The organism is Paenibacillus amylolyticus (assembly GCF_003719335.1).
In the GTDB taxonomy this organism is placed as follows: Bacteria; Bacillota; Bacilli; order Paenibacillales; family Paenibacillaceae; genus Paenibacillus; species Paenibacillus amylolyticus_D.
On record NZ_RIAS01000025.1, the window covers coordinates 26,957 to 49,901 of the forward strand.

Consider the following 22,945-nt stretch of genomic DNA (forward strand, 5'->3'; position numbering starts at 1 on the left):
AGTATGTTTATGAAAATAGAACCAACGAAAGAGTTTGCTTGTATGATGAGTATTATGCTGGAGAGTAAATTAATCTGGTACAAGCACTTTCACCTGTTTTGTGATGACATTATCCTGGCATACGAGAAGCCGCCATATTGGATCATTGAATTAGCAGCAGCGAGATATCAAGGAGACACTATTCAGATCGTTAACAGATATATTCACTCCGAACCTTTTATCGATGATTATCTTAACTCACTACACGATCATTACATCGCTTGTTTGTATATGAAGTATGATAGAAGAGAAATATCCTGGGCCAGTTTTTTGCTGGGTTCCGGTCAGTATGCTGACCATTACCAAGCAGTGAAAGTGGAGTGCGAATATGTATATAAAATGTTAAATGAATATGAGGCTGAAGAGTTCGATATGGAGCTTGAGCACAAACAAAGTGAAGAGATTCGGGAAACATTTCGGAATGAGATCATGGAAGTGCAGAATATCTATGATGTGTTTAGGGTGTATTTTAAACAATATATAAAAAAGGAAAGAGAAGCACCCATGTAAAGGGAAGGAAAATGATGCCTGATGGAGCGATATAAATCATTTCAAGGAAGACAGCTCATCTACCAGTCGTATGACAAGTTGCTGCAATCGTATGATGTTCATGTCGAAGAGGAGTATATCGAAACGAGCTTTGGACAGACACATGTAATTACTGCCGGAGATTCGCAGAATCCATCCTTGTTACTTTTGCATGGCACTGCGGATAATGCGGCAATGATGTGGGTGTACAACATGAACGAGCTATCCAGGAAGTTCTATGTCATAGCTGTTGATTCAATTGGAGGATCGGGGAAAAGTGAGCCGAACGCCGACTATTTCAAACGTTTTGATCAGGTGAAATGGATGGATGACATCATGGATGCCTTTCAGCTCCACGATTCGTATATTTGCGGCGTGTCTTATGGTGCATATCTATCCTATTTCTACACATTAAAAAGACCTGAGAGAATCCGAAAAGCGATGTGCCTGGCAGGCAGAATTCCATCGAGTACGTTTGAAGTGATGTCTAAAATGATGAAAGCCTTTATGCCTGAAGCGTTGTTCCCATCGGAAAAGAATTGTGAGAAGCTGCTTCGAAAATTATGCGGCCCTAACTATGCGGTCTTTGCCGAGAATGAAGAATTGATGCGACACTGGTATTATTTGCTGAAATATTTCAACAACAAGTCTATGATGAAACACCGGATTCAATTTGTTGATGATGTGGAACTTGCTACACTGGTAGGAAAGGCCAAGTTTCTGATCGGCGAACATGACATCCTCTCTAACTATCCAAAAGCAATACATAAGCTACAGCGCAACCAGTTGAATTATGAGATCATTCGAGAAGCAGGTCATGCGATTAACCACGAGCAAGCGGATCTGGTAAGCCAGAAAATAATTGAATTCTGGAATGAATAATGGCAGTGAAGCAGCAATACAAAGGAGAGAGTACATGAAGCTTTTTCATGGAAAAGAAACCATCGTTCAACAGGCGATGCCTGCGATGCCGTCTATTTGTACACCTCTGGGCACCCTTGAGTTCTCACTTTCGATCTCGAACCAATCCTATCTTGCAACAGATTATGCAGGGCTCACCAGCGGTGGATGGTTGTATAAGTATTACTACGACTCATGGGACTGCGAACTCGCAATTTGTAGAGTGGATGTAGAACTTGCTTGCGATCAGGCAGTAGATGAATGTTGGGGAGCTGTATTCCGAATCAAACCGAATGGTGGGCACCGGATTGATGAGTGCAACTTCACGGCCTCGTGGAAAGAGGGATATAACTGGACAAGCTGTGGATCGGATACTGGAGAAGGACTCGAAGCGATTGAATATAAAAATCAAACTGATCAGTTACATATCGGTACACAAGACGGAACGCTGTTAATGATGAGGAGAAACCAAGGTGATCGGATTCCGAAATCCTTTGGTAAAGGTATTGATGTTGAAGCACAGGGATACATCCTGAGTTCTGGAAAAGGGATTAATGTGCCCATGTCACAGATGGAATCGGATGAAATATGTGAAATTCATGTTGTAATCGCTTGGAAGAAGTATGTAGAAGAAGACGTGTCTACCTGGCTCGCTGTGGATCAATTTTCAAAGGATATATTAAAAGGAGAAGGGCTCAGATAGGCAGTACAATTTTGTGGAGGTGATACACATGGAACGAGGACTCATTATCTTTTTAAACGGAACGTCAAGTTCAGGCAAGACAAGCATTGCGCTGGAAATGAAAAAGCAGGGAGAGATGCCGCTGCATCATCTGTCTGTAGATCAATTTTTTCAAAATTATGATCATTTTATTGACACGACATATCCAGATATGAAGCCAACAAGGGAAGTGGAGCCGGGTGTGATGTCAGATATCCTTTTTGGCCCGATTGGCTCATTGTACTATGCAACAATCAAACTATTTTCGGAGTTGGGCCTGAATGTGATTGTGGATACGGTTATCAGCGATGACAAGTGGTTTAACGAATTTTATGATTTGCTTGCAGATTATCCGATACTGTTTGTTGGTGTGCACTGCTCCAAAGAAGAACTCACCAGAAGAGAGCAGAGCAGGGGAGATCGTGAGATGGGACTTGCCCATTCCCAGTTCGATTACATATATGCCTATGATGAGTATGATCTGGAAGTGAACACGGAAGAACTCAGTTCAGTTGCATGTGCGGAAAAGATACTAGGTTATATGAAGTCCGAGAAGAAGTACTCGGCATTTAAGAAGTTAAGTCGAAGATAACTAGAAGATAAGTGAAGGAGAAGGGGCGGCTATTTATAGTTTCATAAGGGTGTTGGACATGTTGAACCTAACGATTCTTCGTTAGGTTTTTTCTTGTTTCTCCGAGATCATCGATAGATAACGATAACGATCAGGTTTAGCGTAAAAGTCGTCTGTGTTATTGAAAGTGGGCATTCTAGGTGCTGTTAAGTTGAGGTGTAATCGTACCCATCGAATATTTTATTTATATATAGAATTGTTCTATAAGTAAACCCGTTGACGATGTTCCTGTTGGAATGCTATTTTTAGATCAATTAATTCCTAGTTAACATGTAAGAATTAGTGGTTTAAAAATAATGGCACACATAACGGGGGAGAAAAACATGAAAAAATGGTCTGTTCTAACACTTACAACTGCAATCGTATTGGCGCTCACAGGGTGCAGTACCGGGGGAGACACGAAGACGGCATCGGGAGCTGGTGGAGCGAACGAACCAACCAAGATTATTGTGGGAACAGGCACGCAATTTCCGAATGTCGCTTTTATTGACGAAAATAACAAACTGACGGGATATGATGTAGAACTCGTCAGAGAAATTGATAAACGGCTGGATGATTACGAGTTTGATCTGCAGACGATGGAGTTCACGAACTTGTTGCTCAGCCTCGAAACGAACAAGATTGACATGGTCGCGCATCAGATGGAGAAAAACCCGGAGCGCGAACAGAAATATTTATTCAACAAAGAAGCGTATTCCCACTGGAAGAACAAAATCGCGGTTCTCAAAGATGATAATACCATTCATTCCATTGATGATCTGAAAGGCAAAAAAGTGATGACGACAGCAACCAGCGCACAAGCTATCTTGCTGGAAAACTACAACAAGCAGAATAACAACGCACTTGATATTGTGTATTCAAGCGGTGTAGCTAACGATTCCATCGCACAGCTCAAAGCTGGACGGGTTGCAGCATTTGTAGCGGCGGACTTTACGCTTCCACTCATTGATCCGAACGGCGAGCTGAAACTGGTAGGTCCACCACTCAGTGAATCGGACACCCTGTTTATGTTCCGCAAGGATGATCCTGAGGAGCAAAAGCTCGCGGATCGCATCGATGAAGCGCTGAAGGAAATCAAGGCAGACGGCACATTGAAGAAACTGAGTGAGCAGTGGCTTGGCTTTGACGCTACGCAATCGGAAACGAAATAACACGTAGAAGAAAGGCAGGTTGCAGCGATGGGTGCACCATTTGAATTCAGTTATGTCATGGACTACTTTGTAAAGCTCCTACCCACCATCAGTACTACGCTTCTCATCGTCGCTAGTGCAATGGTACTTGGTCTAATCATCAGTTCCATCGCGGCACTGCCGCAGATGTACAATATTCCGGTGCTGAAACAGCTGTCTAAGCTGTATGTATCCTTTTTTCGCGGAACACCGATCTTGATTCAGCTGTTTTTGTTCTACTACGGTGTGCCGGAAATTTTGGGTTTGTTCGGTATTCATGCTAACCGCGCACCTGCCATCTATTTTGTGATTATGACTTACTCGCTCCATAGCGGAGCGTTTATGGTGGAGATGATTCGCGCTTCCGTTGCTTCCGTGGATCGGGGTCAGGTAGAAGCAGCTTATGCCATGGGCATGTCTGGCCCGCAAGCGTTCTTCCGGATAGTATTGCCGCAAGCCTATGTGACCGCGTTACCTATATTCGCCAACATGGTGATCGGTAGCTTGAAGGATACATCCCTTGCGTTCAGTGTGGGTGTCATGGAGATGACGGGCAAATCGTCTACACTGGCAACGATCTCTCGTCATTTTATTGAAGCGTATATCTCGCTGGCGCTCATTTATTTTGTTTTGAGTTTTGTGCTGGAGAGGGTCTTCCATGTACTTGAGCGGAAAGTGCAGAAGAGGGGGTTTGCTCCGATATGAGCTTTGATGCTTCCTTTGTATGGACTGCGTTCGTGCAACTTCTCGGCGTCATCCCGACTACACTGGCTATCACGGTGGTCTCGGTGGTGCTTGGTTTTATCATCGGTACAGCGGTTGCGCTTCTCCGCCAGTTTCGGATTCCTGTACTGAGCCAGCTGGCGACGGCCTATGTTACGTTTATTCGCGGTACACCGATGATTACACATCTGCTACTGATCTATTTCGGTCTACCGATGATCATTGACAGTTTGTCTTCATCACTCGGACTTGGGTTCAACTCGTCGTCCATTCCATTGATTGGTTTTGCTTATCTGGCGTTCTCGATTACGGCTGGAGCCTATGCGTCAGAGATTGTCAGATCTGGCTTGCTCGCGGTGGATCGCGGTCAGATCGAAGCGGCGTATTCTCTGGGCATGACAGCGACGAAGGCATTGCGCAGAATTGTGTTGCCGCAGGCTTTTGCAGCCAGTCTACCCAACATTTCAAACATGCTGATTGGCATGTTGCATGGATCTACCTTGGCATTTGCAGTTTCGGTGGTGGAGATTAACGCCAAGGCGCAAATTGTAGCATCGACCAACTGGAAATTTTTTGAGGCATATGTGGCGGCGGCTCTCATCTTCTGGGGACTGACCGTCATGATCGAAAGACTGACCGCAGTGGCAGAGAAGCGGTTCAGATCGTACAACCGGGGAGGCGTGTCATGATTGAACTTAAGCAAATACACAAAAGCTTCGGAGACAATAAGGTGCTGTCAGGAATTGATCTGAACGTGGCGCGCGGAGAGGTCGTTGCGATTCTGGGACCCAGTGGATCAGGCAAAACAACGCTTCTGCGCTGCATTAACTATTTGGAAAAACCGGATTCCGGGCATATCACACTCGGTGATTTTACCTTGGATTACGGCAAGCACGCCAAAAAGGACATCCATGCCTTACGCCAAAAATCAGCGATGGTCTTCCAGCAATACAATTTGTTCCGCCACAAAACAGCATTGCAAAATGTGATGGAAGGGCTTGTGGCTGTTCGTAAAGTGGCTAAAGAGGAAGCGCGGACGCGGAGTATCGCTTTGCTAGAGAAGGTAGGTCTCGGAAACAAGCTCGATTCATACCCTAGCCAGCTTTCAGGTGGACAGCAACAACGTGTGGGTATTGCACGGGCACTGGCGATGAATCCAGAGGTTATTTTGTTCGACGAACCGACTTCGGCGCTGGACCCGGAACTTGTAGGCGAAGTGTTGGCGGTTATTCGCCAGATTGCACAGGAAGGCATAACGATGATTATCGTGACTCACGAGATGGGTTTTGCCCAGGAAGTCGCGAACCACGTTGTATTTATGGATGGCGGGGTCATTGTGGAAGAAGGAGAGCCGAAGCAGCTGTTCCGCTATCCGAAGGAAGAACGTACGAAGCAGTTTCTCAAACGCATTACACCGGATACTGCATATTCCATATAAGAAAACGGGATCAGAAACATGATAAGGAATATCCAAGGGGGAAGAGATATGTCATTTACATTAGGGATTTTGGATCAAAGCATTGTATTTCCGGGCCAGTCGGCTGCGGAGGCGTTGAAAAATACCGTAGAACTGGCGAAGCTTGGAGAATCACTTGGATATGACCGGTTTTGGGTAGCGGAGCACCATGACTCGGAAGGTGTTGCCGGATCATCGCCAGAAGTGCTCGTTTCGTATTTGCTTGCACAGACTCAAAAGATTCGGATCGGCTCCGGTGGTGTTATGCTCCAGCATTATAGCCCATATAAGGTCGCTGAAAGCTTCAATGTGCTCGCGACACTAGCTCCGGGAAGGGTTGAACTTGGGATCGGGCGTGCCCCGGGCGGCTTGCCTCGTTCCACGAAGGCGTTGCAAAAGGGAATTGCCGAGCCGGAAACGCTGGATGATAAACTGGTGGAACTGAGAAACTTCCTGAACGCTCCGGCAAGTGAAACCCATGCGCAGCCAGGACTGACAGCACATCCGTTGCCGGGACAGCCGGCACGTATTTATATGCTGGGCACGAGTGTTTCCAGTGCGGAACTGGCAGCCAAGCAGGGGCTACCTTATGCGTTTGCGCTGTTTATCAACAGTGATCCCGAAACGGCACGCACCGCTCTGGATACGTATCGCACGCAGTTTAACACTGAACATGGCGGAGAGCCTGAAGCCATTCTGGCCTTGTCGGTCATTGCTGCAGATACGGAAGAAGAGGCGAATGCGCTGGCGGGACAGCACAAAACGGTGCGTGCAACGCTGGCGAGTGGCAAAACCGTGAATGTGCAGACGTTGGAGCAGGCAGCGGAATTTGCAAGGCAAGCGGGAGAAACGTATACGGCGGTTGAGCGCGAAGCGGACATTACACGCGGCACCAAGGAAACCGTGCGGAAGCGGCTGCTGGAGCTTTCGGAGGAATATGGTGTGAACAGCTTTGTGTTTACAACGATTATTCCTAATTTTGAACAACGGACACGTTCATTCCAATTGCTCAAAGAAGCATTTACGGGGGAACTGGTGTAAGCACAGCCATGGCTAAAGTCAATATTGTAGTTGAACTTATATCGATGGGAGAGTGGTCATGATGGGGAACACAACAGTGAATATAGAATCCATTATTTCGGCATATGTACACGCGTATGAAGAGATTGAACAGGAGATCGCAGGACTGACCGAGCAACAGTTGAAGTGGAAGTCTTCTCCATCCTCCTGGAGTGTTACCGAAGTGCTGGCACATCTGGTGGATCATAGCATCGTCGTATCCTTCCGCATCCGTGAAATATTAGCGGGATCACCGGCGACGCTGCCTGGTTTTAATCAGGAAGCGTGGATCACTGGACAAAAAGCAAATGAGGAACAGATCTCTCAGCTGATTACGATTGCTAATGGTCTGGTTCAATACAATTCAGGACTACTGGAGCGTCTGAGCGACGAAGAATGGGAGAAAACCGGCGTTAACTTCAAAGGCGAGACGGTATCTCTGACCGCGATCATTCCGGGTTTTGTCGCTCATGTGCAGAACCATCTCAACCAGATTCGCAGAATCAAGCAAGCCGCAGCTGAAAAGCAGGTGCAGTAATAGGAAATGCGGAGGTCAGAGCGACGGAAAAGCAGGCATCCGTTATGCCTAAGTCCGTTATGTCTATGATTCTATGGTGGATAAGGATCTGGAATTGAATAGGGAGTGACCCGGAAGAGTGGAATATGGCTTCAGATGAAAGTCAGGGCTGGGGCCAAATCTTTCTTTTAGCGTTGTCCTGCCCTACTAAGTAGATTTCAGCAATATCTCCATAAGTATTAGTGAACGAGATGTTGAAGTCCTTATCACCTCTAATGGGAAATTTGCTGCCTTTGATCTGAATGAATAGTGAATGATCATGATGTGAGATGTTATAACCGTGATATTTGCTGATACTGTCTCCAAATCCACCTTGTATCGTAATAAGCTCTGGAGAAACTTCAGTTTTCGTAATCATAATCTCTTCCGGATCGACAACCTTGTTTAACATAAAGAATCCAATGATAATAGGAAAAGCAATAATGGCAACGGTGAACACTATAGTGATATACTTCCTATTTAGTTGCATACTCATGATTCACCTCATAGTTAGATGATATGAATCGATGTCTCCGTCATTATGGGGGTATCGATTCTTTGGTTTTAAACAAAGGCCTACATAGAGTATATAAGAAATTGAACGAACCTCCAATCCGAACGACTTATCTCCCTATATTCACAATTTTCCCGGTCCAATCGGGCTGGCTGACTGCCGCACGTACTAGCCCATCAGCACAATCTGCAAAAGGAAGTGCAGCAACTGGATTGATGTGAGCGAGTGGACCAGCCGTATATTCCAAGTTCCCTTCTGCATACTGAAGCACGGATGCACGCATGATGACCCATTCGAGATCACTTTGGATGAGCGCTTGTTCCGCGATACGTTTATCCTGAATGGCCTTCCAAAAAATACGGCGCATCAGACGCACGGCGAGACGGTTGACATAAGAAAGCTCTCTCCCATCGCTCAAATTAATGCCGCTCTGCATCACAATACGTTTAACCCCTGTATGCTGACAGGCTGCAATAATATTTGGAATTCCCACAGACATGACCGTACCTGGTGAGAAATTAGCCTTAATTGTAAGTAAAGAGGCACTGAGATTACCCAAGCCTTTCTTAGCGGAGGTGGATGATACATTGAGGGGAGGGCCTATACAACTGATGACAGCTTCTGCCCCGGAAATCGCCTGAATCATAACAGGTAAATCGAACACATCCCCTTTTCTAACGGTAAGTCCTTCTGCCCCTGAAATAGCTTCGGGACGACGAGCAACGGCAATAACTTCATGTCCTAATGCAAGGGCACGTTCAATCACTTTTTTTCCCGTTCCTCCGGTAGCCCCAATGACTGCAATTTTCATATGGTTAAACTCCATTTCTCACTGTTTTTACTGTGAATTAGTGCACAGTAGTGTATTATTAATCGTATTTGTATAATGGTATACGTAAATAAAAATCTTACAATGGCTAAAAAGCTGGATTGCGTGCAGTTGTGCACAGATGATTTGAAAGTGCGTATTAACCATGAAGAAAAAGGGTGATGTGAAGTGGTCAAGGTGGATCGAAGGATACGCAAATCCCAAGAAGCGATCAAAACGGCGGTTATTGAACTGATGATGAACAAAGATTTTGATCATATTACGATCCAGGACATTGCAGGCAAAGCGGATATCAGCCGCAGAACGATCTATCTTCATTACACAGATAAATTCGATCTTCTGAATAAACTCATCACAGAGCATATTGAGAATTTGCGTGAAATCTGTGAATCTACGGAGATGGACAAGGGTTATAACAACATGGTATTCATGTGGTTTGAATATTTTGAGAAGCATTTTTTATTTTTCTCCGCATTGCTGGAGAGTAAAGGCAGTTCTTTTTTTCGTAAGCAGTTTCTGGACTTTTTTATCCATGAATTACAGAATGGGAACGAGAGCGTTCCAGGTGCTAAGAACACCGAATTATTGAAAGATCAACTTGTGGAGGTTCAGTTTGTGGGGGGAGCTATCATTGGGGTCGTGGAATGGTGGTTTACACATGAAAGGCCTCTCCCACCTTCCGTGATGGCTGAACGTATAGGAGCAATGCTTGAACGAAATCTGGATATGAATCCTTAAAAATATTCCTTTGGAGGAGATCCACTATGAATCCAGAAGGGCATATTCAACAAATGTTACATACAATCATTGAGAACACACAATCCATCATCAACGATAATCAGAAACAATCCTTCGGCTCTCTGGAATATTTCCTGGGACATATTCGGGAGTATCAAGATGAAAAGCAATACCTGACAGATGAGTGGCATATCCGCACACCTCGCTGGCTGGGGGAGTATGGCAATACGCCGGAGGAAGAAGAACTTCTTGCAGACATTTACCGTCTTCATGCTTACATTGCTAAGAAATTAAAAGGCGGATAGTGGATAGTTAAAATATCAATCATGATGTCGCATTAGTCCGACTGAAATGTCGCAAAAGTACATGGTAACACGATACACAGATCGTTTATACTCTCTTTATGTTTCGATAATGAAAATCATTATCACTAGTATACATAAGGGGGATTTACAAATGAAACAAGGAACAAACGGGCAAGCAGCCAGAAGCAAAGGCTATCCTGCTCACAAATCACGATTACTCATGGGCTTGATGTTGGCCCTGATTCTCATCCTGACGGCTTGCGGAGCCGGAACAGGTACAGATAGCGGTAAACAATCTGCGGCAACGCCTTCGGATACACCTGCGAGTACAGAGACGAAGACCGATGGCGCTTTTCCAGTAACGATCAAAGGTATGAAGGGGGACATCACGCTAAACGAAAAACCGAAGAAAGTTGCAGTTCTTGATGTTAAGTTTTTGGATCAGATGTTAGCCGTTGGCGAAAAGCCGGCAGGTAGTGTTATCGCTGGAGGTAACACTGATTTTCCAGAATACTTGGGCGATCAGGCAAGTGGCGTTGAAGTTCTCGGTACACGGGACGAGCCTAACCTCGAAGCCATTGTAGCCTTAGATCCAGATTTGATTATCATGACTGACTTCCAAGAGAAACAGTATGAGAGTGTAAGCAAAATCGCACCTACCCTGGTACTCGATTTCTACGAAGATTGGCGTGATACGTTAGCTACAGTAGCTAAGATTACAGACAAGCAGGACGAAGCAGAGAAAGTACGTACAGCTTATGAAGAGAAAGTGGCAGGAATGAAAGCGAAACTGGCTGAGAAGCTGGGCGATGAGACGGTAGCATTGATTCGTCCGCGTAAAGAAGGTATCCGTGTTCATGGCATCGAGCACCGCACAGGCGGCATTCTGTATAATGATCTGGGCTTGAAAATGCCTGCACTCGTTGAAGGAATCAAGGATGATACTTCCGTAGAGATTTCTATGGAGAAAGTGCCTGAGATTGGGGCAGATCGTTATTTTGTATTGTCGGATGAACTGTTTGCCGCAGAAGCAGAGGCGATGGTGAATAATCCGGTATGGAAGTCTCTTGATGCTGTAAAAAATAACCGTACTTATGATGTAAACTCCACACTTTGGATCGCATACTACGGACCGCTTGCGATTAATCTGATTGTAGATCAGGCATCGGAAGCCCTGCTGGGATCGAACTAATATGAGCCGATATCTCTCGACAGACGTATGGAAAGAGACGGTGGAGGATCATTCGATTTTGCTTGGCGAGCCGCCTCAACATAGTGTCCGTAGCATTGCGCTGAGTGAGCTGCATGACGAAGAGGCGTGCCGAGAGTATATCAGCTGGTTTCAACATTATATCGATGCACCAGACATGAAGGTTGCCGCTTCCATGTTAGCCAAGCGACTTGGCTATCTATGGACGACTCCGCTGGTGACCGCGATGACTTTTCATCATCAGCATGTAACCTTTCAGCTGGAGAACAGCTTTCTCTATCATCCGAAGCTCGAAGAACATGAGGAGGGTACACGATTTCCTTTTCTAGCGGTGAACGAGCTTCGGGCTGAGGAATGGACTGGAGACAGAGCCGCGTGGCGGGAGAAGGTTGTTCAGGAGATGTTTGCGGTTCAACTGACACCGTTGTTAAAGACACTTGCTGCGATTGCGCCTCTTTCGATGAGTATTCTTTGGGAGAATATCATGGTACGGATCGGCCGACTATTCGCTCCTGACGAAGGCGAGACGGAGCAGGAACGTAAGATCATTCGAGAGGACTTCTCCTATCTGACGCAGGTGGCTTCTGGGCAAGTGTTTGGTGAGAGGAAGAATCCATTGACCCGTTTCACCGATTGTAAGGACAATGTGCATGTTGCCAAAAGTGATCGGCTCACCTGCTGTTTCTGGTACCAGATGTCAGGGGAATATTGTCTCAAATGTCCGAAAATTGACAATGAGAAAGAATCTCAACTACAATGACAGCAGCAACATTCTAGCTTTGCTATGGGAACTATAGAAGTTGAACGAATTATTTACACAGGAACGGAGGGGACAGAAAAAACCTGAAAAAGCGAAGCGTTCGCCTTTATCACCAAATTTTTACCTTTGAGAAAAGGGAATCAAAAAAATCTGGGGATAACAGCGATTGGAAGGTTATTCTGTCATCGGAGTGCACGTGTAAACATCTTTTGTTCAGCTTATATAGTAGAGACATTTGACTTAGCAAATAATGCGATTGTCAGGAGAGGATAGAAATGCCGCTGCTGTCATACGGAGGGGAAGGGGAGCTTGCAATGGATGGCGAGGGTTGCCACATTGGAGCTTCTTTTGCTTGTCATAGAGGGACAATCCACATAATTGTGTGAAAAAAGTTCATATCAGATTGCCCCAAATTTCAACGTGTACATCAACTTTTTAGTCAATTCCAAGCTTTAACCAACGTTTGTTCATCAGTTTACCGATCAGAACACTCACTAAAAATAAGATAAGATTATACACAATAACCGTTAATACATTACTTAAAGAAATGAAATTGTTTCCTTTTGCAAACACTTGGTTAATGTGGCTATAAAGGTAATTTGAAGCATCGAAAACAGCAACATATGTTAATTTATCCGAACTGGCTACTAAAACGACACTTAATATCCAGTATAAAATACTTAAACCAATACTCATCAAGATATTAGATGAAAGCAAACTGATCGTCCCAATGATAAGGATGTATTGTGTGACTACAGAGGTCAACAAAAATACCATAAGCAAAAACAGACTAAAATCCTGGTACACAATAGATACAACGGAAAGGAATATGGTGATTAAAATAAATGATTCAATAAAAAGTACGGCAAATTTATTCAAGAAAAATTTAAGACTATCATAGGATAACAGCCTATAAAACAGAATGGTTTTGTTCGAGTATTCCTTATTCACGAAGAAAGCAATGATGAACGAGAACATTAAAAATCCAAATTGAGTAAAGACAGTATAGGTACTGAAGAGATACTCTCGATAACTTAGGGATGTAACTTTATCAAGGCCAATAGGAAGGAACCAACCGATTAAGAACGACAACACAAAAATAAGTGCCAGAAACATAAATACTTTATTAAATAGGCTTTTTGCAAATTCAATCATAGTCACTATTCCTCAATATATATTTTTATTAGTTGATCTTTGTTCTCGTATTGCACTAGCTTTTTGTCTTGAAAAAGGAAGTATCTTCCATAGATGTTTTTGAGGTCTGATAAATTGTGAGTGATGTTCAATATGATTTTGTTTGGATGCTGTCTGCTATAAATGTTAAGAAATTGGTGAATCTCATTGACTGTTGCTTTATCTAGAGAATTAGTGATCTCGTCGAGTATGATAATTTCCTTATTTTCTAAAAGAAACGATACCAGCTTAAGCTTCTGTTTCTGTCCATCACTTAAATTTTTAATGAGAATGTTGGATGGTATATTTTTAATATTCAATAAATCACTAAGCTGATCCAACATCATCCGATCATATCTTTTGATTAATATCTTAAAAAGCAATTTGGCTGAAATATCTTCAGGTATATTAGAATAACTTGAGATTACGGTTAGATTTGAGGATAGTTGTTTCGGGAAAAAACCGCTCTTATTTAGAATAAAGTCTTTCGCCAGTCTGGATTTCCCCACACCGTTCTTCCCTACAATATGGTTGACACCCCCTGGTTGAAAATGTAAATGTGCGTGATCAAGCAAGAGATTATTTTTGATTCTTAACGTATAGCCACTGATATCTAAAACCATGGCATGAATTCCTCCTCATTTAAAACCACAATAATACTGAACGTATAGCTAGTAATACTCCAATAATCTGAATTACTTTAATAATCAAATGATTTTTCTTGGAGTCTTCAAATTCATCTTTATTCAAAAGTGTAAGTAAAATTTTATATCCATCAGAGTTCAACACGGGGATCACATTCCATATTAATGCTAAAAAGAAGAAAATATAGGATACCGACAACATATCCATTTTCAAGAATAACGTATTGATGATCTGGACTGTTAAAATAAATCCAAGCACCTTCTCCAGATCTAATAAAGTACCAAAAGTCATTAACTTTAAGCAGTTTCTCCGATTTAGAAATCAATTCATTAATCTCTAATTTTCATATGTATTAACTTCCTTTCAATCACCATTATTATACATGTAATTGTTATACAGACAAGTAAAAAAATATGTTAAACCTATTAAGTGATTGGATACTGATGGGTATTAACGAGACTTTGATCAATATTGCTGAAGCTTCGCCTAACAACTGAATACTATTTTCTTTCATAATGTCCGTACCATTGCTCTGGGTGAGTTGCATGACGAAGAGCCGTGCCGAATCTAAAAATTGACAATGAGAAAGAATCTCAACTACAATGACAACAGCAATGATTATACCTATGCGATTGTCAGGAGATGAGAGAAATGCCGCTGCAAGAACAGACAAGTGGTTGGAGTGATACAGCGATCAAGATGCTTGACGGATATAGCGGTACTTTGCAGACAGGCAGCGTTTTACACGAAACAAATGTAACTTCTAATGTACTGCTACTGGCATACGGAGGCGAAGGGGAGCTTGCAATGGATGGCGAGGGTTGCCACATTGGGGCTTCTTTTGCCTGTCATGCGGTGAAGGGATCATCCTACACGCTGACGGTCAGATCAGAGGACATTCATTATATAGTGATCAAGTACAAGGCTTCTTCCATGGAGGGAGCCTCTATTGTTATGCCTTCGTACCGTAAACATCCGTTGCGCAGATCCTTTGTGCAGAACTCGGCAGCCCATGCCGAATGGATCGAAAACGCCGAAAAAATCGTGGCCAAATGGCGCCGCGGCGAAGGACTGGAACGATTTTATGCGAACGCCTTGCTCCAAGGGATGATCTATGAGCTGATCATGGCATATGAACGTGGTCAGGGGGGAGCGGAGTCCGACATGGTGGATGTGGTCGCTTCCTATATCGCGTCGCACTATCGTCAGAACCTGGAGCTGAAAGAGTTGGCTGCCCTTGCAGGTTGTAGCGTAAGACAGCTGCAGCGTCGTTTCAAACAAGAAAAGCAACTCGGACCGATGGAGTACGTCATTCAGCTCCGCATGGAAAGTGCTTCACGCATGCTGCGTCATACGGACGCTTCCATCGGAGAAATTGCAGACAAACTGGGCTATCGGGATATGTATTATTTCAGCAGGGCGTTTAAAAAATATGTTGGCGTTCCACCGCTGCATTATCGGCATGCCGCCGCTTCTAGAACGGATGCAGACTATGCGAATGCCTTATTGCAAAACCGCACAGCTTCATCCTATGAATCTGCTCAAGGATCGGTCATCTGTCATATGAAGGGGGAGTACACCGTCACCGAAACACCCCAGCGTATCGCTGTTCTTGATGTGCAATATGCCGATCATTTGCTTGCTCTGGGCTTGGCCCCGGTAGGAAGTGTCGGACTAGGAAGCAGCGTGTTATCCTTCCCACAGTCCCTTCGGGCAGGACTCCAGCACACCGAATTACTAGGTACATATGAATATCCCGATTTGCCTGCGGTAGAACGACTTGCACCGGATCTGATTATCTGCACCGAGGTACATGAGCAGTATCTTGAACGATTAAGTGCGACCGCTCCAGTTCTGATGTTTAAGCGTAATGAAAACTGGCAGACGATCCTGAGTCTGTTCGCTGAACTAACAGGCAAGCGAGCGGAGGCTAAGCAGATTATTGCGGATTATCTCCGTCGCACGGCTTTGTTGTCTGAGGAGTTGGCTACGGTATTGGCAGGCAATAGTGTGGCCTTGATCCGTCCACTGGACTCTCTCGTTCGTGTCCATTCCGCCGCTCATCGCACAGGTGCGGTGCTGTACCGTGATCTAGGTCTGCCCGTCCCGTTGTTTGTAGCAGACACCTCCGACACGGCCTATCACATCTCGGTTGAGAGATTACCAGCAGTTCAGGCGAGTCACTACTTTTTACTGAGTAATGAGCTTATGCAGGATGGGATATCGGCGACAGAGCAACGGGTTTTGGAGATGCTTGGTGGGGGAAAGGAGCAGCGAGTGCATTCGGTAGATGCCGCAACTTGGATTGGGTGTTATGGACCGATGGGAATTAATGGGATTGTGGATCAGGTTGAGCAGGCGTTGTTGGGATTTACATAAAGCATTTACCCTAATCGGAGTTCAAATAGCTATTCTAAAGACTATAGACAGGTCATCTTTTCTCTCAGTAAAGAGGATAGGTGACCTGTTTTTTGGGTTTTAACGAGTTGGAATAGGGCGAAAGTTCTAAAGATAGTTCTTAAAGCACAGGAATTCTTTTCGATAATGCCGCAAAATGGATTTTGTCTATGTAGTAAAGGTTATATAAGGGGTTCAACGAATTCCAGTATTACTTAATGCTTATGTTTCAGCAATAGTGAGATTCTCAGGATTGAATCTAAATGATAGGGAGAGTAGTCGATGAAGAGCTTATTACGAAAAATGTTGGTCCTGGTCACCATTGCATTAACCTTTCAGGCGGGATTCGGTAATTATATTACGCCGACAACCTTTGCAGCGACGGGTCCTATATTAACTTTAACTGGTGGTTCTGCTTCGTTCGTGGCTGGAGATAATTCGTCCTCAACTCCGGTTGCTATCGACTATGGCATAACGGTAACCTCGGATAGCGGTACTACTCTTGAAAGCGCAACAGTGGCGATTACAGGTAATTTTCATGCTGGAGAAGATGTGCTGATGTTCATTAATCACGGGCAGACCATGGGGAATATTACAGCCAGCTATAATGCAGCTACTGGCGTGCTGACGTTGACATCAGCTGGCGCAACCGCAACGTTGGCGCAGTGGCAAGCCGCTTTGAGAACAATTACTTATACAGATACAGCGATCACGCCAAATACAGCGACACGTACGGTTAGCTTTACGGTGACGGACGGTGTTGATACAAGTAACACGGCAACACGAATTATAACGGTTGTAGCTACCAACCAGACTCCAATTTTGACCACAAGCGGTGGTTCGACGAATTACATCTCCGGTGCTTTGACTCCGGTGGCGATCGACAGCGGTCTAATGGTATCAGACCTGGATAATGCAACCTTGGCTAGTGCATCGGTTAGTATTATAAGTAATTTTGACGCGGGAAAAGACGTATTAGTATACACGAACGACGGGCAGACCATGGGAAATATTACAGCCAGTTATACTGCATCTACTGGTGTGCTGACACTGACATCGGCGGGTGCAACCGCAACGTTGGCACAGTGGCAGAGTGCGTTGAGAAGTATTTCATTCTCAAGTACAAGTGCTACGCCAGGGCAGCGTATCATTAGCTATTCCGTAAATGATGGAGTGAAGACCAGCGTTGCTGTTACACGTACAGTGGAAGTAAAGGTGATCACGCCTCTGAGCCTGACTACAAGCAGTGGTTCGGCTTCATTCGTGGCTGGAGATAATGCGTCCTCAATTCCGGTCGTTATCGACTCCGCCATATTGTTAACAATAGATAGCAGCACGACTCTTGCAAGCGCAACAGTGGCGATTACAGGCAATCTTCAAGTTGGAGAAGATCTGCTGTTGTTCACTAATAACGGGTTGAACAAGGGAAATATTGTCGCCAGTTATACTGCATCTAATGGTGTGCTGACATTGACATCCGCAGGCTCTACTGCAACGTGGCCACAGTGGCAGAACGCCCTGAGATCAATTGCTTATGCTAGTGCAGCGATCACACCGAATACGGCGGACCGTACGGTTAGCTTCAATGTGACAGACGGAGTGGATACAAGTAATACGGCGACACGAATTGTAACGGTTGCAACTACGGATCAGACACCAATCGTGACCACAAGTGGGAGTACGACGAATTACATCTCTGGAGCTTCGACTCCGGTATCTATTGACAGCGCTCTAACTGTATTCGACCTGGATAATGCAACCTTGAGTAGCGCAACGGTTAGCATTGCGAGCAACTTCGACGCGGGAAAAGACGTATTGGAATACACCAATGATGGGGTGACCATGGGAAATATTACGTCGACTTATAGTGCATCTACTGGCGTACTGACGCTGATATCATCAGGCGGGACCGCAACGTTGGCGCAGTGGCAGAGAGCGTTGAGGGGAGTTTCGTTCTCAAGCACGAGCGCCACGCCAGGGCTACGCAATATTAGCTATATCGTAAGCGACGGAACAAAGACAAGCGTTGCTGCTACACATACTGTGGAAGTGACGGTGATCGCACCTCCGATGCTGACTACAAGCAGCGGTTCGTCTTCATTTGTGGCTGGGGATAATATACCTTCAACTCCGGTCGTTATCGACTCTGGCATAACGGTAACAGCAGATAGCAACACTACCCTTGCAAGCGCAACTGTGGCGATTACAGGCAATCTTCATGTTGGAGAAGATGTGCTCCGTTTCATCAATGACGGGCTGACCATGGGGAATATTACAGCCAGTTATAATGCATCTACGGGTGTGCTGACGCTGACATCATCGGGCGGAATGGCAACGTTGGTGCAGTGGCAAGCCGCTTTGAGATCGATTACTTATACCAATACGGCGATCAAGCCAAATACGGCGACACGTGTAGTAAGCTTCACGGTGACGGATGACGACAATGTGAGCAATACAGCGGCAAGAACTGTGATGGTGATGGATACCAACCAGACACCTATTGTGACTACGAGTGATGGTTCGACCAATTATATCTCTGGAACTTCGACTCCGGTCGCTATTGACGGCGGTCTGACGGTATCCGACTTGGACAATGCAACCTTGGCTAGTGCAACAGTTAGCATCGCGAGCCACTTCGATGCTGGAAAAGACGTATTGGCTTACATCAATGATGGAGCGAGCATGGGGAATATTACGGCGAATTATGATGCTCTCATGGGTGTTTTGACGCTGACGTCCGCAGGTGGAACCGCAACGTTGGCGCAGTGGCAGAACGCATTGCAAGCAGTTACTTACAGTAACACACAAGTTTCTACGAATATGACGACGCGCACGATCAGCTTTACCGTAAGCGACGGCAACAAAATGAGCGGCATTGCAACAAAGAGCATTACCTTGCAGGGATTAAACAGTTTAAAGACCGCTACGAATACGTTGAGCGTATCGACCGGACAAACGGTTTCTGTAGCGATTACAGCTGTTTTCTCAGATCAGTCGCAAAGAGATGTGACCTCATGGGTAACCTGGACTGTTCGCAATCCGTCAATTGCTAATGTTACCAGTGGCAGGGTTACAGGTAAGGCAGCGGGCAGTACTGTCGTCAGTGCTGTGTATGGAACCCAATCGGTAGATATAAACTTAACAGTAACCGGTACGCCAGTTACGGGGTCAGGATCCTCTCCGAGCAGTTCAACCAATACCAGCACTTCGATCGATAATAGTACTCCGGTTAAAACGGAACCTTCAATACCTCCTGCTAAAGAGACCAAGCATTTTCAAGCTCTTGTTGAAACCGATCGGCTTGTAGCTTTTATCAAAGGGGCATTGGCTGGTAACACAGTCGCAGTAACCTTCCAGGATGCTGCGTCCCACTGGGCTTCCAAAGATATTTTATCCGCTGCCAAGATAGGTATAATTAATGGGTACCCAGACGGCCGATTCAAGCCGGATGCTTCTATTACGAGAGCAGAGTTCAGCGCACTTCTTGTTAAAGCATTCGCTCTGCGTTCAGGAAGCGGAACGATTGAGTTACTGGATATTCAGAACTCCTGGGCGCGAGAGTCTATAGAAATTCTTGCTTCCAATGGAGTTATTAACGGGTACTCTGACGGAACATTCCACGCTGATTACAGGATTACACGAGCCGAGATGGTTGCTATGATCTCGAAAATCCTGATTGTTCAGAATAGTGCACCTGGCGATGCAGCAACATTCGTTGACGTAGCACCCAAGCATTGGGCGAAGGAGATCATTGAAACGGCTGCAAAGTCAGGATTACTTGAGGGCAAGAGCCAGAATCGGTTTGAACCGGACGCCAACCTTACGAGGGCGGAAGCCTTAACGGTGATCATGCGCATGCTGAGAGAGAATCCAACGATAGATCAATTGCTGGGTTAACCATGAAATAGCCCATAGCTTTTAAGCTGAGCAGATATAAGACAAAGAAAAGTCCCCCTTTTCGGTAAGCAGTGTATGGATAAAACCTGCTACAGTGAAGGGGGATACCTATTTAAAATTTGGTTTCTTGGATATACCTTCAGGGAGCATTCGGTAAGTAGATAACTTCTTATAACAAAGATTTATAGAAGATTAAAATGAATTCCCTCTAATGTGTGTGAACTGTGGCCCGTAAAAGGCACTTTTTTCAAAGTGTCCATCTTACGGGTCACAGTTCAACGCTGGTCATACCCAGCGTTTTTTTATTAAATAAGATCGAACAATTCAGATGTAAATTTCGTTAAAGATTGAGGAGGAATATGATGAAAAAATATTCACTTTACACCTTAATTTGTGCTTCATTTTTGATCTTGATTCTTAGCAGCTGCCAAATTTCTAATCAGTCCGATCAGGTGGAAGTAAGCAAAGAACCCAAAGAATTAGAAACCTTTTATCCCGGGGATATTACACAGGTTGATTCTATTAGAATAACGAGCAGTGATGGCACTAAAAAAACAACTACAGATCAAGCACTAATTAAGGAATGGATTGAAAAGGTTCGCCACTTAAAAATCGTACTTGATCCTGACCAAGAAGATACAACGGGGGTTTTGTTCTATGTCACTATGTTTGAGCAGGGGGAAAAAATGTTAAATATGACGCCTACTACTATGAATAATCAGCGAATGGAGCCGCAATTGGAATTAGCAGACCAAATGACGGAGCTTTACAATACTATAAAATAATTGATAATCGCTGGCTAACTTCTAAGTACAATGTAAAGCAACGCTCGTTTAAAATGATGGGGCGTTGCTTGCTTTACTCTTCTAAGGTTGACAATTTTCAAATTGTTTTTTACTTCTAAACACTTTTGAATACTTCTGTGGCCTAAGTAGTATATGAGTTGCTGCCTAGGAAAGGTGAGATCAGACCTTAATGAAACTCGCCTTTCGCCGAGCCGTTGATTAGTTTGACTAACCTATATTTTAAAATGATAGAAAGTTTTAAAAATACGAATAATAGGAGGTATAGCACATGAAATGGCAGGAAGTGAGAGAGCTATTCCCTGACAAATTTGTTCTGGTTTCTATCCTTCAATATCATGAGGAAGATAACAAAAAAGTCGTGGATGAGGTTGCACCAATTCGTACTGTATCCGAACAAGATGCGAATAAAGAGTTTTTTCGAGTAGAACCTGGTAACGTTGTATATCATACTTCAAATCCAGACTTTGTGATTCATCTCCGCAAAGATCCATTAATGTGAGCGGGATATTGAACGGATATATGGAGCAAAAGATTTAGAAGGAGAGCCTATGAGCGAAAGAACTGAAAAGAAATTGAAAATGCAATTTGGCTTCATCATAATATTTATTTTTATCATTGGCGTGCAATTAATTGTCAAAAACTACTTCGTGAATGATACCCCTGCATGGACAACTGGATTATCCATTTCTTGTTTTATTATATTTTGTATACTTGGACTGCTAACCTACCTTGATCTCAAGAACCAAGAACAATTCGTAACCATTGGACAAATCGTAGATGTGAAGCAGGATAAAAATATCATTATAGTCAAAGGATTGGGAAAAGGGCATCGCAAAATATTAATAAAAGATAGTCATATCCTGAATATGATGCAGCCAAATGAACTAATCGAAATCACGAGATTGAATTATACTAAGATGATAACGAAAAAAGTATATCAGAACCAGGAGCTACAACTTTGATCAAGTGATGAAAGAGTTGTGGCTTTTTATTTATCGATGACCGTAGTAATTAACGAAAGCAGATTCTCCTGAAGCCCGAGGTTGTGAAAAAAAACTATGCCCTTGATGAAGCTCAAGCAAGCATTCGAGCAGCAAGATTTGCACCTGAACTCCATTCTATTGAGCGTTATACTTTAATGAGAGATGCCATGGTTAGACTACACACCGCCCGAACTACGGGTACGAAATGTCAAAGGGGAGCAGTACATAGATCAGAGATAAGGAGGTCAGGGAATGGAAATAAAAATGCTGTTTGGCGTGGGTTTGGTCTTCGATACACCTGAATACGGAACCATTGTGATGGGGGCAAATGAAGAGTTGGACGATCTTCTTCCTTCAACCATTCAAGAGATGATCGGTGATCAAATCATGATTAAAACAGTGGATGGGGAAGAACGAGTATATAACGTTGTTTCTTCTCAGATCAATCATTCGATTGCGGGTAAAAAGAATGTTGGGATATGTTTGGGAAAAGGGATATCGCCAGATGAAATAGTGGCTGGTTCAATTGTTTATTATTATTCATCAGAACCAATTGATTAGTAGTGCAGCATGGGTAAAGAATTAAGAAGGTATCGGAAGGTCAATTGATTCCCTATGGGATGAAGAAGGACCTTCCTTTTTGTTTTGACATTACAAATACTCGAAGTGTTCAAAGTCCATTGGATCGTATGGACATGAGGGCATGCGTATCGAATTTCCTCTCTTTTTCACCAAATTTTTCTTCGCAAAAATCACTGCATAGGTTATCATATACGTAATTCGGATATCAGATAGAATGTGTGGTATTTACGAAGTACATAGATTAGATGTTATAAGACATTGGCGCAAGATATTAAGAACCGGGGTGATACCTATGAAGTTCATATTGATATTTGGCCCACAGGC

The 22,945-nt window shown here is 44.1% G+C and carries 25 protein-coding genes; 20 read left to right on the forward strand and 5 right to left on the reverse strand.

Annotated features, from left to right (window positions below):
• The first annotated feature begins 9 nt into the window (after positions 1–9).
• The 10 genes from EC604_RS27665 (at position 10) to EC604_RS27710 (ending at position 7,764) form a co-directional block, all read left to right on the forward strand.
• Positions 10–549 carry a hypothetical protein gene (locus tag EC604_RS27665; protein WP_123067214.1) on the forward strand — a complete coding sequence of 180 codons (540 nt, stop codon included), beginning with the start codon at positions 10–12 and terminating at the stop codon, positions 547–549.
• Positions 550–570: 21 nt separating this feature from the next.
• Positions 571–1,449: an alpha/beta fold hydrolase gene (locus EC604_RS27670; RefSeq protein ID WP_123067215.1), complete on the forward strand. Its 879-nt coding sequence runs from the start codon at positions 571–573 to the stop codon at positions 1,447–1,449.
• 34 nt (positions 1,450–1,483) lie between these two features.
• Positions 1,484–2,170, forward strand: a complete 687-nt coding sequence (locus tag EC604_RS27675; protein ID WP_123067216.1) for a hypothetical protein — start codon at positions 1,484–1,486, stop codon at positions 2,168–2,170.
• 28 nt (positions 2,171–2,198) lie between these two features.
• Positions 2,199–2,780: a chloramphenicol phosphotransferase CPT family protein gene (locus EC604_RS27680; RefSeq protein ID WP_123067217.1), complete on the forward strand. Its 582-nt coding sequence runs from the start codon at positions 2,199–2,201 to the stop codon at positions 2,778–2,780.
• Between the two features lie 362 nt (positions 2,781–3,142).
• Positions 3,143–3,970 (forward strand): transporter substrate-binding domain-containing protein, encoded by an 828-nt coding sequence (locus tag EC604_RS27685; RefSeq protein WP_123067218.1) that lies wholly within the window; start codon positions 3,143–3,145, stop codon positions 3,968–3,970.
• 27 nt (positions 3,971–3,997) lie between these two features.
• A complete protein-coding gene (locus EC604_RS27690) occupies positions 3,998–4,693 on the forward strand; it encodes an amino acid ABC transporter permease (protein WP_123067219.1) in 696 nt (231 codons plus the stop codon).
• On the forward strand, positions 4,690–5,400 hold the full coding sequence (locus EC604_RS27695) for an amino acid ABC transporter permease (protein ID WP_123067220.1): 711 nt from the start codon (positions 4,690–4,692) through the stop codon (positions 5,398–5,400). Before EC604_RS27690 ends, EC604_RS27695 begins: the two co-directional genes overlap by 4 nt.
• Entirely contained in the window at positions 5,397–6,149 is a 753-nt protein-coding gene (locus EC604_RS27700; RefSeq protein ID WP_123067221.1) for an amino acid ABC transporter ATP-binding protein, read from the forward strand. The genes EC604_RS27695 and EC604_RS27700 overlap by 4 nt, the downstream gene beginning before the upstream one ends.
• Positions 6,150–6,197: 48 nt before the next feature.
• Positions 6,198–7,208 carry an LLM class flavin-dependent oxidoreductase gene (locus tag EC604_RS27705; RefSeq protein WP_123067222.1) on the forward strand — a complete coding sequence of 337 codons (1,011 nt, stop codon included), beginning with the start codon at positions 6,198–6,200 and terminating at the stop codon, positions 7,206–7,208.
• A 61-nt stretch (positions 7,209–7,269) separates the two neighbouring features.
• Positions 7,270–7,764, forward strand: coding sequence for a DinB family protein (locus EC604_RS27710; protein ID WP_345789286.1), 495 nt, complete (start codon positions 7,270–7,272; stop codon positions 7,762–7,764).
• Positions 7,765–7,906: 142 nt separating this feature from the next.
• Here the strand turns inward: EC604_RS27710 and EC604_RS27715 are convergent, their stop codons facing one another.
• Both EC604_RS27715 and EC604_RS27720 read right to left on the reverse strand, forming a co-directional pair.
• Positions 7,907–8,278, reverse strand: a complete 372-nt coding sequence (locus EC604_RS27715; RefSeq protein WP_123067224.1) for a hypothetical protein — start codon at positions 8,276–8,278, stop codon at positions 7,907–7,909.
• Between the two features lie 127 nt (positions 8,279–8,405).
• On the reverse strand, positions 8,406–9,107 hold the full coding sequence (locus EC604_RS27720; RefSeq protein ID WP_123067225.1) for an NAD(P)-dependent oxidoreductase: 702 nt from the start codon (positions 9,105–9,107) through the stop codon (positions 8,406–8,408).
• Positions 9,108–9,302: 195 nt separating this feature from the next.
• On the opposite strand from EC604_RS27720, the gene EC604_RS27725 reads away from it, so the two are divergent.
• The 4 genes from EC604_RS27725 to EC604_RS27740 all read left to right on the forward strand — a co-directional run bounded on the left by EC604_RS27725 (position 9,303) and on the right by EC604_RS27740 (position 12,138).
• Positions 9,303–9,863, forward strand: a complete 561-nt coding sequence (locus EC604_RS27725; protein ID WP_345789287.1) for a TetR/AcrR family transcriptional regulator — start codon at positions 9,303–9,305, stop codon at positions 9,861–9,863.
• 26 nt (positions 9,864–9,889) lie between these two features.
• On the forward strand, positions 9,890–10,168 hold the full coding sequence (locus tag EC604_RS27730) for a hypothetical protein (protein WP_123067227.1): 279 nt from the start codon (positions 9,890–9,892) through the stop codon (positions 10,166–10,168).
• 151 nt (positions 10,169–10,319) lie between these two features.
• Positions 10,320–11,360, forward strand: a complete 1,041-nt coding sequence (locus EC604_RS27735; RefSeq protein WP_123067228.1) for an ABC transporter substrate-binding protein — start codon at positions 10,320–10,322, stop codon at positions 11,358–11,360.
• A 1-nt stretch (position 11,361) separates the two neighbouring features.
• Positions 11,362–12,138: an IucA/IucC family C-terminal-domain containing protein gene (locus EC604_RS27740; RefSeq protein WP_123067229.1), complete on the forward strand. Its 777-nt coding sequence runs from the start codon at positions 11,362–11,364 to the stop codon at positions 12,136–12,138.
• Positions 12,139–12,573: 435 nt separating this feature from the next.
• Here EC604_RS27740 and EC604_RS27745 read toward each other — a convergent pair whose 3' ends face one another.
• The 3 genes from EC604_RS27745 to EC604_RS31135 all read right to left on the reverse strand — a co-directional run bounded on the left by EC604_RS27745 (position 12,574) and on the right by EC604_RS31135 (position 14,290).
• The gene (locus EC604_RS27745; protein ID WP_205127959.1) at positions 12,574–13,293 is read right to left on the reverse strand and encodes a peptide ABC transporter permease; all 720 of its coding nucleotides are present in this window, start codon (positions 13,291–13,293) and stop codon (positions 12,574–12,576) included.
• Between the two features lie 5 nt (positions 13,294–13,298).
• Positions 13,299–13,934 carry an ATP-binding cassette domain-containing protein gene (locus EC604_RS27750; RefSeq protein ID WP_123067230.1) on the reverse strand — a complete coding sequence of 212 codons (636 nt, stop codon included), beginning with the start codon at positions 13,932–13,934 and terminating at the stop codon, positions 13,299–13,301.
• 152 nt (positions 13,935–14,086) lie between these two features.
• A complete protein-coding gene (locus tag EC604_RS31135; protein ID WP_123067232.1) occupies positions 14,087–14,290 on the reverse strand; it encodes an epipeptide YydF family RiPP in 204 nt (67 codons plus the stop codon).
• Between the two features lie 317 nt (positions 14,291–14,607).
• On the opposite strand from EC604_RS31135, the gene EC604_RS27765 reads away from it, so the two are divergent.
• The 6 genes from EC604_RS27765 to EC604_RS27795 all read left to right on the forward strand — a co-directional run bounded on the left by EC604_RS27765 (position 14,608) and on the right by EC604_RS27795 (position 22,600).
• Positions 14,608–16,335, forward strand: coding sequence for a helix-turn-helix domain-containing protein (locus tag EC604_RS27765; RefSeq protein ID WP_123067233.1), 1,728 nt, complete (start codon positions 14,608–14,610; stop codon positions 16,333–16,335).
• A gap of 300 nt (positions 16,336–16,635) precedes the next feature.
• Positions 16,636–20,250 carry an S-layer homology domain-containing protein gene (locus tag EC604_RS27770; RefSeq protein WP_123067234.1) on the forward strand — a complete coding sequence of 1,205 codons (3,615 nt, stop codon included), beginning with the start codon at positions 16,636–16,638 and terminating at the stop codon, positions 20,248–20,250.
• Positions 20,251–20,612: 362 nt separating this feature from the next.
• The gene (locus EC604_RS27775) at positions 20,613–21,035 is read left to right on the forward strand and encodes a hypothetical protein (protein WP_123067235.1); all 423 of its coding nucleotides are present in this window, start codon (positions 20,613–20,615) and stop codon (positions 21,033–21,035) included.
• 289 nt (positions 21,036–21,324) lie between these two features.
• Positions 21,325–21,555, forward strand: a complete 231-nt coding sequence (locus tag EC604_RS27780; protein WP_123067236.1) for a hypothetical protein — start codon at positions 21,325–21,327, stop codon at positions 21,553–21,555.
• Between the two features lie 49 nt (positions 21,556–21,604).
• Positions 21,605–22,018 carry a hypothetical protein gene (locus tag EC604_RS27785; protein ID WP_123067237.1) on the forward strand — a complete coding sequence of 138 codons (414 nt, stop codon included), beginning with the start codon at positions 21,605–21,607 and terminating at the stop codon, positions 22,016–22,018.
• A gap of 273 nt (positions 22,019–22,291) precedes the next feature.
• Positions 22,292–22,600 (forward strand): hypothetical protein, encoded by a 309-nt coding sequence (locus EC604_RS27795; RefSeq protein ID WP_123067238.1) that lies wholly within the window; start codon positions 22,292–22,294, stop codon positions 22,598–22,600.
• Positions 22,601–22,945: the final 345 nt, after the last annotated feature.